Below are 13,441 nucleotides of genomic sequence, written 5' to 3'. Positions count from 1 at the left end.
GGCATGTCTACCAGCCCGGGCGCGGGATCAGCGGCCCAGCACGGACCCGCCGTTGACGTTGATGATCTGCCCCGTGACGTATCCGCCGCCGGGCCCGGCCAGCCAGCGCACCGCCTCGGCCACGTCCGACGACTCGCCCGGGCGCTTCATCAGCGTCGCGGCGACCCGGGTGGCGTGGCCGTCCGCGGTCATCCGGTCGCCGAAGAATTCGGTGTCCGACACATAGCCGGGGGCGATCACGTTGGTCGTGACGCCCTCCGGGCCGAGCCGGGTGGCCAGCTCGAACATCCACCCGTGCAGGGCGGCCTTCGCGGCCGCGTACGCTCCGGCGCCACCGCGCTGCGCGGCCTGCGAACTGGTCAGCACGATCCGGCCGCCCGGGCGGCGCATCCGGGGCAGCAGCGCCTCGGTCAGCAGCACCACGGTCATGACGTTGGCGTCGAACGTGGCCTGCCACTGCGCCGCGACACCCGGCAGCGTGGTCTCGTCCCCCGGGACGTAGCCGCCCGCGTTGTTGACCAGTACGTCCACGGCCCGGTCCCCGACCGCCGCGACGACCGCGCCGACCTGGTCCGGATCGGACAGATCCGCGGTGACCGAGGTCGCCTGAGGACCGATCCACGTCACCGCCTCGGCCAGCACCGCCGGACGGCGCCCGACGATGATCACGTCGTACCCTTCGCCCGCCAGCATCCCTGCCGTCGCCCGGCCGATACCCGTGCCGCCCCCACTGACCACCGCAAGCCTCGTCATGGCTTCGACTCTAGATCTTGTCCCGAACCGGCGACGACGGGGCCGCGGAGGTCGCCGGGCCGGCGGTGGTCACCGCGCCGATCGTGCCGGCGCCTCGCTGAGCAGTCCGGCGCGGGCCGCGACCGCGGTGTCCGGGTGGTCGGTGAACATGCCGTCCACGCCGACCCGCAGGAACAGCTCGTACTCGGCCACGATGTCGCCGCGAGCGTCCGGGTCGGTGCCGACCCGGAAATCCAACGGCAGGAAGCGGTTCTCGGCGCGGAACGTCCACGCGTGCACCGCGAGCCCGGCCTCGTGGGCGTTGTGCACCACCGCGTTCGCGGCCAGCAGGCGCCCGGTCGCGCTACGCGGCACGAGCAGGTTCTTGTCCGGGCCGATGCCGTGTGCGTACCCGGCGATCGAGGCGAGCCCGGCGGGGGTGGCCAGGTCGCGGTAGCTGCGCTCGTCACCGGCCACGGTGTGATCCCACGGCCGGCCGCGCGAGTCGAGCAGCTGGATCAGGCGTACGTCGGTCAGCTGGGTCAGCCGCCGCAGGTTGGCGGTCTCGAAGGATTGGATGAACACCGGTGCGTCCCGCCGGTCGAGGCCGTGCCCGCGCAGCGTGGTGACCAGCGGCTCCTCCAGCGACAGCCCGATCGAGGCGAAGTAGCTGGGATGCTTCGTCTCCGGGTAGACGCCGATCGGGCGGCCGAGCCGCCGGCCTTCGGCCAGGGCCAGGCCGACGACCTCGTCGAACGTGGGTATCTCCAGGCTGCCGTCGAACAGGGCGTTCTGCGGGCGTACGGCGGGCAGCCGCTCAGCCGCCCGCAGCGTACGCAGCTCGTCCAGCGTGAAGTCCTCCGTGAACCATCCGGTCACCGCGATCCCGTCGATCGCCTTGGTGGTGTGGCGGTCCGCGAATTCGGGGCGGCGTGCGACGTCGGTCGTCCCGGAGATCTCGTTCTCGTGCCGGGCCACCAGCACGCCGTCGCGGGTGGCCACGAGATCCGGCTCGATGAAGTCCGCACCGAGCCGGATCGCCAGCCGGTACGCCTCGAGCGTGTGCTCGGGGCGGTATCCGGAGGCGCCGCGATGGGCGATGACCAGCGGGGTCGTCGAGACGTGAGTCACGCCAGGAGTCAACCGGCGGCGGGCGACGCCGGGGCGGTTACGACCTGTCCAGCAGGTGAATGTCACTCCGTGGTGGCGTGGCCGTCCGGATGCCGGCACCCGAGCCGGCCGTCACCGACGAGTGATCAGACCGCGACCCACGGGCCCGGCCCCGGGACGGGGGCGGCCGGCGGGTGGGGGGCCCGTCCGGGGCGGCGCTTGACCTTCTCCACGGTCTCGTCGCCGGCCGCCGGGGCGCCCGTCACCAGACCGGGAGCCTCCAGGGCCGGGGTGGCGGGAGCCACCGCGCCGAGGCGCGGAGCCGGCTCGAAGCCGGCCATCGGACCGGCGCGCCCACCCAGCCGTGGCAGCACGCCGCCGTCCAGCTCGGCGCCGATCCCGGTGGCCGGATCACTGCTCGCGGCCGGCACCGAGTCCGGTGTGTCACCCGACCCGACCATCGACGTACGCCCTGCCGTCCGGCCGGAGGCCGCGCCGCCGGCCGGGCGGGTCGGCTGACCCGAACCCGCTCCCGTGCCGGCCCCGGTGCCCGTGCTGCCGCGGTCCGTGGAACGCCTGGCCGTACGGCCGTTACCCGCCGCCTCGGTGACCGGGGCGGCGTCGTCGACGTCCGGGGTGGCCGCGGCACCCAGCACCTCGGCGCGGCACGGATGACCGTCGAGCGTGAACGCCAGCGGCATCGGGTTCGTCTGCTGGTAGGACCCGTGCAGCGTCAGGTACACGGCCTTGCGCGGCTGCAACGTGGCGGCGGGGGCGGCACGCAGGACGACCTTGCGGCCACGCTGGACGACCGTACGCGGGGTGTCGACGAGCCGCTGAGCGCCGGGGAACGAGAAGACCACCCGCCAGCCCGGCATCGCGCGATCACTGGTGTTGACCACGGTGACCAGCGCCTCGAACCTGGTGCCGGTGTCCCGTCGTACCTGGTAGCGCACCTTGCACTCGGAGCGGCGCAGCGTGACCGCGGCCGTGCCGGGGCCCGCGGCGGCCGCCTGGGTGCCGCCCGCGTCCGCGGGTTCCCGGTTTGCGGACCAGGCCACCCCGACCGCCACCAGCAGCGTCAGCGTGGCCGCCGCGGCCTGGCGGCCGTGCCGTACCGCGAACGCCACCCACCCGCGCCGGGCAGTCGCGCCGCCCCGGCCCTCGGCGGGCAACAGGACACCGGAGGTCACGCCGCGGCGGCGGAGCCGCCCACCGGCGAACAGGCCGCCGCCGAGTGGACGCGCCGCACCGAGCCGGAGCGCGGCGCGGATCCGCAGTCCGGCACGCAGCCGCAGCACCCGGATCATGGTCGGGGCCGGACGGCCGTCGCGAGCCGGCGGCGCGGCCGTGGACGCTCCCGCCGGCCGCCTGGTGCCCGGCCGGGTCGAGCGGGTGCCGCGGACCCGGCGCCGGACGGTGCCGGGCGCGACGTTCCGGGCCGGTCCATGCGGCGCCGACCCGGACACGGCCCAGGCCGGGGCGTGCGGCGCTGACCCGGATACGGTCCGGGCCGGGGCATGCGGCACCGATCCGGCGGCCGGGCTGCGCCGCTTCCGGCGCCCGGGATCCGCGGCCGGGGGCACGGCCGGAGCCGGTGCGGTGACGCGCGGCCCGATGAGTGTGGCGTTCGGGATGGTCGAATCCAGCGGACTGGGCGTGCGCGCGCCCGCGGCGTGGTCCGCCGGTACGGCAACCCGGCCCCGCTCGGCGCGGTCGACCGGGGGGATGATCGGCTGCACGCCGATGATCTCCGCGAGGGCGTGCGCGACGTACGCCGCCGCCGGCCGGTCCAGCGGATCCTTCGCCAGGCATCGCAGGCACAGCACCGCCACCTCCTCCGGCATCCCCGGCAGCCGCGGCACGGGTTCGGGGTCGGCGAACAGGTGGGCGCGCAGCGCCTCGGTGGTGGTCTCGGCGGGCCACGGCAGCCGGGCGGTCAACGACCGGTACAGCAGCAGGCCCAGCGCGTACACGTCGGTGGCGGGTGAGACCTGGCCGCCCGCCAGGCGTTCCGGGGCCAGGTACGCGGGAGTGCCGAGCAGGCTGCCGTCCGGGGCCGAGTCGCGCTGGCCCACCAGCGCGGAGATGCCGAAGTCGACGACCTTCGCACCGGAACTGGTGAGCATCACGTTGGCCGGGGTGACGTCGCGGTGCACGACGCCGCGAGCGTGCGCGGTGGCCAGCGCCGAGGCGACGTCCACCGCGACGGCGACCGCGTCGCGCCACGGCAGCGGCCCGTCGCGGTGCAGCCGGGCCCCGACCGACTCGCCGTCGTTGAGCTCCATCACCACGTACGGGACGGTGAGCCGCTCGGACAGCGGCGACTCCCCGAAGTCGAAGATGCCGGTGATGTGCGGGTGGCACAGCCGGGCTGCCGCCAGCGCCTCCTGGCGCAGCCGGTCCCGGAACGCGGCGTCACGGGCGAGTTGCGGCGACAACACCTTGACCGCGACCTCGCGGCCGAGGATCTCGTCGAAGCCCCGCCAGACGACGGACATCCCGCCGGTGCCGAGCCGCTCCACGAGGCGATATCGGCCCCCGATGTGGCCGGTGTCCTGTCTTCCGCCCCGCGCCACCCACCCCATGAGCCGATTGTTGCCCGGGTGGCGACTGCCGGACGGGCCGTCGGCGAAAACGGTGCGAACTCCGTCGAGGTCAACCGGCTACCGGGCGAAACCGGTCACAGAACGGACAAGTGGACGTGGTTCGTGTGCACGGCGGCGGGACCACCGGACGCGCTGTACGCCCGCCAGCCCGTGTTGGGCAGCCAGATCTGCCGGTACCAGATGACGTACATGACGCCGAGCCGCGACGCGTTCTTCACGAAGTACGCGGCGAGCCGGTCCCCGTACTGTTTGTCGCCGCCACTCGCGGCCACGTTCTGGAACGTGGTCGCGTTGGCGGAGAAGTCGCAGGCGCGGCCCTTCGGGTGTTCCCCGGAGTCGCGCACGCTGTAGCACGAGGTGTAGTGCGTGAACCCGGCGCTGCGCGCCTGCTGGTACGCGTTGAGCAGCCGCGGCGTGATGCAGCCCGACGTGGTCGGGTCGTTGACCGTGCAGCTCTCCTTCGGCCACGACCCGTCGGAGTTGCGCGGCGCGGGTTTGGCCAGCGGCGAGTTGACGCTGACGAACCCGCCCGCCACGCTGCCGCCGCCGACGCTGCCCAGTGCCAGCTCGGCCTCCTTCTTCTTGCGGGCCAGGATGCCGACCTGCTTCTCCTGCTCGCCGATCTCTCGGGCGATGGCCTGCTGGGCCGCCTTCGTGGTGTCCACCGCCCGGCGGTAGTCGGCGAGGGCGCGGCCGTCGAGCTGGGCCATCGCGTCCAGCCGGGAGATCCGGTCCAGGAAGGAGTCCGGGGAGCCGCTGTCGAGCAGCACCGTCAGGGTGGTGGCCCGCCCGTACTTGTAGGCCCGCCCGGCGGTGACCTCGACCTGGGCCTGCATCCGGGTGGCGTCCGCCTGGGCCTGTTTGAGCGTGTCGCGCAGCTCGCCCTGGCGTTTGCGGGAGGCGTCGAGCTTGGCGGTGGCTTCGAGGTGGCCCTTGGCGGCCGATTCGAGCGCGTCGCGCAGCGTCTTGGTGCCGCCCTCGGGGTCGGCGTGCGCGGCGTGGGGCGCGGCCAGCAGGAGCACGGCGAGCGCGGCGAGCATGGCGACGGGCGCGGTCAGGCACCGCCGAAGGAGAGTCGCCGCCACGGTCTACCTCCACCAATCAAGGGCGCCGGTGACTCTACCTCGCCGAATGCCCTGGTGGCAGACCGCTCACGTGGCCGAATACCCGCCATCGACGAAGAGTGTCTGGCCGGTCACCGCGGCACCCGCGTCACCGGCCAGGAACAGCACGCACCCGGCGAAGTCGGCGGGTACGCCGTTGCGGCCGATCATGGCCCGGTCGGCGTGCCGGGCCACCCGTGCCGGATCGGTGAACAGTTCCTCGGTGAGCGGGGTCTCCACCACGCCCGGGGCGATCGCGTTGCAGCACACGCCGTGCCGCGACCACGCCTCGGCCTGCGACCGGGTCAACGCGACGAGCCCGGCCTTGGACACGCCGTACGCCCCGCTGTTGCCGTACGCCCGGAACGCCTGCTGGGAGACGACATTGATGATCCGGCCCCAGCCGCGCGCCGCCATGGCCGGGCCGAACCGCTGCCCGAGCAGGAACGGGGCGCTCAGGTTCGCCTCCAGCGTCAGGTCCCAGTCGGCGTCGGTGAGTTCGGGCAGCGGCGGGCGGTGGTTCACCGCGGCGGCGTTGACGAGCACGTCGGGGTGCCCGTACCGGGCGATGATCTCGTCGGTGGCGGCGGTGAGCGCGGCCCGGTCGGCGAGGTCCGCGGTGATCGCGGCGGCGTCCGCGCCCACGGCCGCGAGGTCCGCGACCGAGGCGTCCAGCGGGCCGCGGCGGCGGGCGACGAGCACGACGCGGGCCCCGGCCTGGCCGAGCGCGAGCGCCATGGCCCGGCCGATGCCGGAGCTGCCGCCGGTCACCACCGCGGTGCGCCCGCGCAGGCCGAACAGCGATTCCAGGTACGCCGACATCAATGCCCCGTGACCACGAGTGTGGCGTGGACCAGGTCCCAGATGTCGGCGTTGCCCGCAACGACCAGGCCGGGCCCGCCGGAGGCCGGGCGGTACTCGCTGCCGTCGAAGTGCCGGACCGTGCCGCCGGACTCGCGCACGATCAGCGCACCTGGCACGTGGTCCCACGGCATGACGTGCCAGAACAGGGCGAACTGCTGTGCGCCCGTGGCGACCGCGGGGTACTCGTATCCGGCGCAGTGCTTGCCGGAGGTGACCGTGCCCAGTTCCGGGCCGCGCGCGTCGACCTCGTGACGCAGCTCCTCCGGGAGGTAGCGGGTCGGCACCGAGCCGGTGAGTGTGCCGCGGGCCGGGACGCCGGTGTTCGCCGGGATCCGTACCCCGTCGAGGTAGGCGCCGCTGCCGCGCTCGGCGACGACCATCCGGTCGCCGGGCACGTCGAGGATCCACGCGGCGGCCGTCTCGCCGCCCTGCAGCAGCGCCACCATCATCGCGAACGGGGTACGCCCGGCCGCGAAATTGGCGGTGCCGTCGACCGGGTCGACCACCCACACCGCGCCCTCGTCGCCGATGCGGTCCCGCACCCGGGGGTCGGCGGCCACGGCCTCCTCCCCCACCACGGCCGAGCCGGGCAGCAGCGCGGTCAGCCCGGCGGTGAGTGCCCGCTCGGCCTCCGCGTCGGCCACGGTCACCACGTCGCCGGGGGCCTTCTCGCGGACATCCGCGGCGTCCAGGTGCCGGAAACGCGGCAGCACGAGGGTACGGGCGACCTCCCGCACAAGCGCAGTGACGTCGTCAATCACGGGGTGGCAGCCTCACCACGCCGACGAAGAACTCGTCGATCTGCCGGATCACCGAGATGAACCGTTCGAAGTCGACGGGTTTGGTCACGTACGCGTTGGCGTGCAGCTGGTAGCTGCGCAGGATGTCGTCGTCCGCGGCGGACGTGGTGAGCACGACCACCGGGATCCGGCCCAGGTCCGGGTCGTCCTTGATCTCGGCCAGCACTTCGCGGCCGTCGCGCTTGGGCAGGTTCAGGTCGAGCAGGATCAGATCGGGGCGCACCGCGTCCGGGTACGCGCCCTCACGCCGCAGGTACGCCAGCGCCTCAGCCCCGTCGGGGACGACGGTCAGCCGGTTACCGACCTGGTGCTCCTGGAACGCCTCCCGCGTCATGAGCACATCGCCCGGGTCGTCCTCGACGAGCAGCACCTCGATCGGTGCGCCATCCGGCCGCGCGGTCATCGGCGGGCCTCCTTGTCGGATTCTGGCTCAGCGGCGTGATCAGGCTCGGGGACCTGCTCGGGCTCGGTGGGCCGGTCGGGTTCGGCGGACACCCCGACCGGTGCCGGCAGGGTGAACCAGATCGAGGTGCCCTCGTCCACATCGAGGTCCAGCCAGATCCGGCCGCCATGGTATTCGACGATCTTCTTGACGATCGCCAGGCCGATGCCGGTGCCCTCGTACGCATCGCGCGGGTGCAGCCGCTGGAAGATCACGAACACCTTGTCGGCGAACTCGGCCTCGATGCCGATGCCGTTGTCGCGGACGTTGATCAGCCACTCCCGGTCGCCCGGCTCGGCGCTGATCACCACGACCGGCGGCACGCCGGGGCGGTGGAACTTCAGCGAGTTGCCGACCAGGTTCGTGAACAGCGTCGTGAGCAGCGCTTCCTCGCCCTCGACCGTGGGCAGGCCGGCCCACTCGACCCGGCCGTCCACCCCGGTACGCGACTCCAGCTGCGACGCCACCTGGGTCAGCACCCGATCCAGGTCGACGTCGGTGAACCCGAGCGTCAACCGGCCGATCCGGGAGAACGCCAGCAGGTCGTTGATGAGCCGCTGCATACGCTGGGCGCCGTCCACCGCGAACGCGATGTACTGGTCGGCGCGCTCGTCGAGCTGGCCTTCGTACCGGCGTTGCAGCAGCTGGCAGAAGCTGGCCACCTTGCGCAGCGGCTCCTGCAGGTCGTGCGAGGCCACGTACGCGAACTGTTCCAGGTCGCGATTGGACCGGGTCAGCTCGTCGGCCTGCTGTTTGAGCTGGTCGTTGACCCACTCGATCTGGGCGCGCGCCTCGCGTACCTCGCTGAGCTCGGTGGCGATCTGGCGGCGCATCGCGTCCACGTCCCCGGCGAGCGCGCGCAGTTCCGGCGAGCCGCCACTGGTGATGCGCTGGTCGTAGTTACCGGCGGCCACCGCGCGTACCTGGCCGGCCAGGCCGAGGATCGGCCGGGTGACCAGGTGGTCGAGCAGGATCAGCAGCACCGCGCCGGCGATCAGGACGATCCCGGCCGACGTGACCTCCAGCACGAAGAGCTGCCCGGCGGTACGCCGCGCGGTGTCCACGGACTGCTCCCGCGACGCGGCGATCAGCATCTGCAACTGGGCGACCGAGGTACGGACCGGGTCGAACGTGGTGGTGTCCGCCGCGAGCCGCACCGCCTTCGCAGCGTCGGGCCCGCCGCGGCGCACCCCGGCGATGACCGGCTCGGCGACCGCGGTACGCCACGCGTCGGCGTGCCGCTGCACGTCCTGCAGCGCGGCGCGGACCTGCGGGTCGCCGTCCGGGCCCAGCGCCTTGTCGATCCGCTCGATGTTCTGCTGCTGGGCGATCCGCCCGGACAGGTACGGCTGCAGGCTCGCCTCCTTGCCGCTGATCGCGAACCCGCGGACCGCGGTCTCCTGGTCGACCAGGGCCGTGGACAGGCTCTCCCCGGCGATGCGCATCGGGCCGGTGCGGTTGACCAGGGCGTCGATGTGGTCGTTGCTGTGCGCCGCGATGATCGCGGCGGCGAGGCCGAGCCCGGTCAGCACCACCCCCACGGCGAAGCACAGGGTCATCACCCGGCGGCGCAGCGTCCAGATGTGGCCGGCGAACAGCTTCACCGGCCACCGCCCCGCGACAGCAGCAGCATCGCCACGTCGTCGGCGAGCGGGCCGCCGTTGGCCCGCTCGGCGCGGCCCACCAGCCACGCGGGCAGGGCGGGCAGGGCGATCGCCCGGGCGTCCGGCTGGTCCAGCATCGCGCACAGGCCGGAAACCTCCAGCCGGTCGTCGCCGTCGCCGGTACGCCCGTCGATCAGCCCGTCGGTGTACAGCAGCAGGGACCAGTCGTCGCCGGAGAACTCCAGCTCGGTCGCGGGGGTGGGGGTGGGCAGCACCCCCAGCACGATGCCACGCCGGGCGTCGACCGGCTCGACCCGGCCGCGGCGCAGCAGCACCGGTGCCGGGTGACCGGCCAGCCGGACCGTGGCCCGGTTGCCCGGCAGGTCGAGCACCACGGACGCGACCGTGGCGAAGATCTCCCTGGCCCGCCGTTCCGACATGAGCACCTGTTCGAGCGCGCCGAGGATCTGCCCGTCGGGCACCCCGGCGAGCACCAGTGCCCGCCACGCGACTCGCAGTTCCACCCCGAGGGCGGCCTCCTCCACGCCGTGCCCGCACACGTCGCCGACGATGACGTGCAGCTTGTCGTCGCCGACCTGGACGACGTCGAAGAAGTCGCCGCCGAGCAGGCCGAGCGCCCGCCCCGAACGGTAGAACGTGTGCACCGCGACCTCGGTGGTGTCCATCAGCGGCTGCGGCAGCAGACCGCGTTCGAGCCGGGCGGACTCGGCCTGGCGCAGCTCCGCCTCGCGCAGCCGCCGGGAGTTCTCGTCGGCCCGCTTGCGCTCGACCGCGTACCGCAGCGCGCGGCTCAGCAGCACACCGTCCACTTGGCCCTTGACCAGGTAGTCCTGGGCGCCTTCGGCGACCGCCGCGACCCCCAGGTGCTCGTCGCTGCGGCCGGTCAGGACACAGACGGCCGCGTGGCCCGCGACCGCCAGCAACCGGCGCAACCCGTCGATGCCCTCGGCGTCGGGCAGCCCGAGGTCGAGCAGGACGCAGTGCACGCCGCCCATCTGGGCCCGCGCTTGACCCAGGGTGGTCGCCACCCGCAGGTCGAACGTGGAGTCGGCCTCGTTGAGCAGCTCCCGTACCAGGTACGCGTCGCCCTCGTCGTCTTCGACGAGCAGCACGCGCAGCCGTTCCGGCGGGCGTGCGGCCGCTCCCGTGGGGGCGGAACGGGCAGCCGTCACGGTCTCTGGTCACCCACGGCGTCGGCGGTCGCGACAGCGTCCGCGGAGCCGGCCTCGATGGACGCGAACGCGGCGCCGACGGTCGCGGCACCGTCGGTCGCGAACGTGGCATCGGCGGCTGCGCCATCGGTGGCTGCGGCATCGTCGGTCGTGGCGTCGGCGGGCGCGGTTTCGGCCTCGGCGACCCGGCGCGCATGCCGGGCGATGACCTCACCGAGGATGCCGTGCAGCCGCCCGCATTCGGGGCAGTGCAGGTTCTCGTCGAGGCGGCGGCTGCCACACTGGATGCACGTGCCGCGGTCTGCCGGGTCACGGTACGAGGCGAGCGCCCGGCACATCGCTCGCACCACGTGGTCGCCCACGGCGAAGGTGGCCTCCCCCAGCGCGGTGCGGACGCCGAGCACGGCGACCGGAGCGGCCTCGGGAACGGGGTCGAAGTGGGCCACCCGTTCGATGAAATCCGCGAGCACGGCGGCAGGGTCGAGTGGCTCGGTCACGCGTCCACGCTATGCCACAGACGCCGGTCATCCATCGGGTACCCGGCGCCAGTCTCACGCGCTTGGATGGTGGTCATGCGACGTCCTCCCGATCACTCCCTGATCAGTCCAGGTCACCGCGGTCTGGTCGCCGCGGCGGCCATGACGGTGCTGGTCGCGGTCGGCGCGGGCGCACTCGCGGGGCTGCGTACGCCGGCCCCGCGCGGCGTGGACGCCCCCGCCGGGCAGTTCAGCGCGGGCCGCGCCTTCGGTCACGTGCAGGCGATCGCGGCCGCGCCGCACGTGGCCGGCAGTGCCGCGAACGAGCGGGTCCGTACCCGATTGGTGGACACCCTGCGCGGTCTCGGGCTCGCCCCCGAGGTGCAGGACGCGGTGAGCGTGCAGGGCGGCAAGCCGTCGGCCGACGCGGGCGGGGTCGGGGTGGCCCGGGTCAGCAACGTGGTGGCGCTGCTGCCGGGCACGGCACCGACCGGCCGGGTCTTCCTGGTCGCCCACTACGACTCCGTGCAGGCCGGGCCGGGCGGCAACGACGACGCCGCGGGCGTGGCCACGGTGCTGGAGACCGCCCGGGCGCTGACCGCGGGCCCGCGCCTGCGCAACGACGTGGTGCTGGTGCTGACCGACGCCGAGGAGGCGTGCCTGTGCGGGGCGCAGGCGTTCGTCGACCAACATCCGCTGGCCCGCGGTGGAGGGGTGGCGCTGAATCTGGAGGCGCGCGGGCACACCGGCCCGGTGATCATGTTCGAGACCTCGGCGGACAATGCGCGCCTGGTCGCGGCGTACGCGCGGGCGCCACGGCCGGTGGGCACGTCGTTCGGGGTGGAGATCTACCGGCTGCTGCCCAACGACACCGACTTCACCTCGTTCCGGGAGGCGGGATTCGCGGGGTTGAACAGCGCGTACATCGACGGGGCCGCGGTGTACCACGCGCCTACGGACACCCCCGCGACGATGGATCGCCGGAGCCTGCAACAGCACGGCGACAACGCGCTCGCGCTGGCCCGGGATCTGGGGGGCCGGGATCTGGCCACCCTGCACGCCGGTGGGGACGCCACGTACTTCCCCCTGTTCGGGGCACTGATGACCTATCCGGGCTGGCTGACCTGGCCGCTGGCGGTGCTGGCCGCGCTCGCCGTCGGGGTGCTCGGATGGCTGGCCCGGCGCCGCGGCCTCGTTTCGGGTCGCGCACTCGCGGCCGGCGCCGCCCTCGCCCCGGTGCCGCTGGTGCTCGCCCCGTTGCTGGCCCAGGCGGGCTGGTGGGTGCTGACGCTGATCCGCCCGGGCTACGCGGCGCTGCCGATCGACCCGTACCGGCCGTTGTGGTTCCGGGTGGCGGTGCTCGCGCTGACCGCCGCGGTGACCCTCGCGTGGTACGCGCTGCTGCGCCGCCGGACCGGCCCCGCCACCCTGGCCGTGGGCGGCCTCGGCTGGCTGGCCGCGGTGGGACTGCTGCTGGCCGCGGTCGCGCCCGGCGGGTCGTACCTGACTGTTCTGCCCGCCCTGGCGGGTGCGCTCGCCGCGTGCGCAGCGATCCTGCTGCGGCCCGCCTGGGCGGGGATGGCCGCGCTGGTCGCCGGCGCGGCCGTGGCCGTGGTGGTGTTGCTCCCGGCGGTCGTGCTGCTGTTCCCCGCACTGGGCCTGGTCACCTCGGGCGGGGCGGCGTTGCTGGCCGCGCTGCTCGGTCTGGCCGCCCTGCCGATCCTCGACCTGCTCCATCCGTCCGAAACCGGCCGCCCCGAGTCCGCCACTGATGCGGACCGGGCGGCTCCGCGTGCCGCCGGGCGACCGGGCGGCCGGCGGGCCCGGGTCCGCGGCGCCCTGCCCGCCCTGGTCGCCGCCGTCACCGCCCTGGCCTGCGTGGGGCTGGGGTTGCGGCTGGACCGGTTCGACGCCGCACACCCGGCCCCCACCCACCTCATGTACGCGCTGGACGCCGACACCGGCCAGGCCCGCTGGCTCAGCCGCGAATCCGCACCCCGCGGCTGGACCGCGAACTACGTCTCCGGTGACCCCCGCAGCATGGCCGACACCCTGCCCGGCCTCGGCTCGGTGCGGTTGCTCAGCGGCCCCGCGCCCGCCGCAGACCTGCCCGCACCCCGGCTGACCGTGGTGTCCGACACCCGGGCGGGCGACACCCGCACGCTGCGGCTGCGGCTCGTGCCGCAGCGCCCGGTCCGCCTGGTCACGTTGCATGTGGACGCTGCCACCCCGGTCACCGCGGCCACGGTCGGCGGCCGGCATCTCCCGGTGGATCACCCGGGCCCGGGCCGCTGGGGCTTCGGCCTGGTGTTCCACGCGCCCCCGGCGGCGGGCATCGAGGCCACCCTGACCGTACGGGCCTCCGGCCCGGTGATACTGCGCGTGATGGACGGCTCGGATGGGCTCACCGGGCTGCCGGGCTTCCGCCCCCGCCCGGCCGACGTGGGGATCGTCGGCTCACACACCTCGGAGTTGGTGGCGGTCGCCCGTACGCTCACGGTGTGACGG

General features: G+C 74.1%; 11 protein-coding genes. 1 reads left to right on the top strand and 10 read right to left on the bottom strand.

What is annotated here, in order from left to right:
• Nucleotides 1–27: 27 nt before the first annotated feature.
• From ACMCNK_RS26360 to ACMCNK_RS26315, 10 genes are all read right to left on the bottom strand, one after another.
• Nucleotides 28–753, bottom strand: coding sequence for an SDR family NAD(P)-dependent oxidoreductase (locus ACMCNK_RS26360; protein ID WP_412739048.1), 726 nt, complete (start codon nt 751–753; stop codon nt 28–30).
• Nucleotides 754–822: 69 nt separating this feature from the next.
• A complete protein-coding gene (locus tag ACMCNK_RS26355; protein WP_412739047.1) occupies nt 823–1,863 on the bottom strand; it encodes a glycerophosphodiester phosphodiesterase in 1,041 nt (346 codons plus the stop codon).
• Nucleotides 1,864–1,988: 125 nt separating this feature from the next.
• Nucleotides 1,989–4,430, bottom strand: a complete 2,442-nt coding sequence (locus ACMCNK_RS26350; RefSeq protein WP_412739046.1) for a protein kinase domain-containing protein — start codon at nt 4,428–4,430, stop codon at nt 1,989–1,991.
• A 95-nt stretch (nt 4,431–4,525) separates the two neighbouring features.
• On the bottom strand, nt 4,526–5,536 hold the full coding sequence (locus ACMCNK_RS26345; RefSeq protein WP_412739045.1) for a coiled-coil domain-containing protein: 1,011 nt from the start codon (nt 5,534–5,536) through the stop codon (nt 4,526–4,528).
• A gap of 66 nt (nt 5,537–5,602) precedes the next feature.
• Nucleotides 5,603–6,376, bottom strand: coding sequence for an SDR family NAD(P)-dependent oxidoreductase (locus ACMCNK_RS26340; RefSeq protein WP_412739044.1), 774 nt, complete (start codon nt 6,374–6,376; stop codon nt 5,603–5,605).
• On the bottom strand, nt 6,376–7,179 hold the full coding sequence (locus ACMCNK_RS26335; protein ID WP_412739043.1) for an inositol monophosphatase family protein: 804 nt from the start codon (nt 7,177–7,179) through the stop codon (nt 6,376–6,378). The genes ACMCNK_RS26340 and ACMCNK_RS26335 overlap by 1 nt, the downstream gene beginning before the upstream one ends.
• Nucleotides 7,172–7,621, bottom strand: a complete 450-nt coding sequence (locus ACMCNK_RS26330) for a response regulator (protein ID WP_412739042.1) — start codon at nt 7,619–7,621, stop codon at nt 7,172–7,174. Before ACMCNK_RS26330 ends, ACMCNK_RS26335 begins: the two co-directional genes overlap by 8 nt.
• The gene (locus ACMCNK_RS26325) at nt 7,618–9,264 is read right to left on the bottom strand and encodes a sensor histidine kinase (protein ID WP_412739041.1); all 1,647 of its coding nucleotides are present in this window, start codon (nt 9,262–9,264) and stop codon (nt 7,618–7,620) included. The genes ACMCNK_RS26330 and ACMCNK_RS26325 overlap by 4 nt, the downstream gene beginning before the upstream one ends.
• Nucleotides 9,261–10,457, bottom strand: coding sequence for a PP2C family protein-serine/threonine phosphatase (locus tag ACMCNK_RS26320; protein WP_412739040.1), 1,197 nt, complete (start codon nt 10,455–10,457; stop codon nt 9,261–9,263). The genes ACMCNK_RS26325 and ACMCNK_RS26320 overlap by 4 nt, the downstream gene beginning before the upstream one ends.
• Nucleotides 10,454–10,954, bottom strand: coding sequence for a hypothetical protein (locus ACMCNK_RS26315; RefSeq protein ID WP_412739039.1), 501 nt, complete (start codon nt 10,952–10,954; stop codon nt 10,454–10,456). Before ACMCNK_RS26315 ends, ACMCNK_RS26320 begins: the two co-directional genes overlap by 4 nt.
• Nucleotides 10,955–11,029: 75 nt before the next feature.
• On the opposite strand from ACMCNK_RS26315, the gene ACMCNK_RS26310 reads away from it, so the two are divergent.
• The gene (locus ACMCNK_RS26310) at nt 11,030–13,438 is read left to right on the top strand and encodes a M28 family peptidase (RefSeq protein WP_412739038.1); all 2,409 of its coding nucleotides are present in this window, start codon (nt 11,030–11,032) and stop codon (nt 13,436–13,438) included.
• The last annotated feature ends 3 nt before the right edge of the window (nt 13,439–13,441 follow it).

It is taken from the genome of Krasilnikovia sp. MM14-A1259 (assembly GCF_047159535.1).
Taxonomy (GTDB): Bacteria; Actinomycetota; Actinomycetes; order Mycobacteriales; family Micromonosporaceae; genus Actinoplanes.
The sequence above is the reverse complement of the archived record's forward strand: the minus strand, read 5'-3'. Positions and strand labels throughout refer to the sequence as shown.

Excerpts from the sequence above, each read along its gene's own strand:
- ACMCNK_RS26360 (WP_412739048.1), bottom strand. The coding sequence starts at position 753 with ATGACGAGGCTTGCGGTGGTCAGTGGGGGCGGCACGGGTATCGGCCGG.
- ACMCNK_RS26350 (WP_412739046.1), bottom strand. The coding sequence starts at position 4,430 with ATGGGGTGGGTGGCGCGGGGCGGAAGACAGGACACCGGCCACATCGGG.
- ACMCNK_RS26340 (WP_412739044.1), bottom strand. The coding sequence starts at position 6,376 with ATGTCGGCGTACCTGGAATCGCTGTTCGGCCTGCGCGGGCGCACCGCG.
- ACMCNK_RS26330 (WP_412739042.1), bottom strand. The coding sequence starts at position 7,621 with ATGACCGCGCGGCCGGATGGCGCACCGATCGAGGTGCTGCTCGTCGAG.
- ACMCNK_RS26310 (WP_412739038.1), top strand. The coding sequence starts at position 11,030 with ATGCGACGTCCTCCCGATCACTCCCTGATCAGTCCAGGTCACCGCGGT.